Source organism: Microvirga tunisiensis (assembly GCF_009296175.1).
GTDB lineage: Bacteria > Pseudomonadota > Alphaproteobacteria > Rhizobiales > Beijerinckiaceae > Microvirga > Microvirga tunisiensis.
The window spans coordinates 1-864 of record NZ_VOSK01000886.1 but is presented as its reverse complement, the minus strand read 5'-3'; the positions used below and the strand labels follow the sequence as shown (position 1 = coordinate 864).

Here is an 864-nt window from a genome sequence, read left to right as displayed (position 1 = left end):
CTTCTCCGGCGCCTTCCGGCTCCTGCTGGGTTGTGAAGTCCTATCCTTCTGTTTCTTCGCCATAGTCATTCCTTCGTCTGCTGGGGCCGGAAGCCGGCCGTGCCGAGGAACAGTGGTCCTCAAACATGACAATGACAGCGTGGCCGTTCGGTTCACATGCACCTGGAAGCAAAGACTGAGAACCTTGCCGTAAAAGCGTTGGAGCAAGTTTGTGGCCGGCAGTGGAAGGCTCGCGCCGGGGTAGGCTCTGAAGCTCCTCACTCCATCTGAAGGCCTCTGTGGATGGCTCTCACATTGCAAGAGCTGATTTGATGTTCTGACGTGTTGGTCGGGTGCAGTCTCCTGCCCGGCCTGTTGATGCAGCCGGATTGTGAATCGACACCGAAGCTTTGACCCTTCCCAACGGAAGCACAATGCCTGGAATTTAGCGCCACAAAATGAGAATCTGGCGGGGTCACGATCGGCGCCGATGATGACCCCGCTGATGCTACGAATTCGCTAGCAACGTCATGTGCGTAACCGTAGCCGGCGCAAGGGTCCGTGTTCGATACTGATTTACAGTCCGCTACTTCGCGTCTATGTCAAAGGGCAGGCATCTCGGTCGGGAGCGTGGTCCTTGGTGTGAGATCTGATCAGGAGACCGCAATGCCCGTCGTCCAGCATGTCTATTGCAGCGCCATCATCAGCAAGAAGATGTGTGATGCCTTGACGAGCTATGTCTTCTCGATCAGTGCCGCCAAAGGTGGCATCGACGAATTCGTGGTCTACCTCGTGACGGGTGGCGGAAATCCGGGTTCTGGAATGGAGCTCTACAACTTCTTCAAGGCCAGGCCGGAGCGAACCACCATCTACAACATGTCGAGC

1 protein-coding gene is annotated in these 864 nt (G+C 56.2%); it reads left to right on the top strand.

Going from position 1 to position 864, the window contains the following annotated elements; translation table 11 throughout:
- Positions 1–645: 645 nt before the first annotated feature.
- A partial coding sequence (locus FS320_RS44330; protein WP_152718772.1) for a hypothetical protein occupies positions 646–864 on the top strand: 219 nt, incomplete at its 3' end.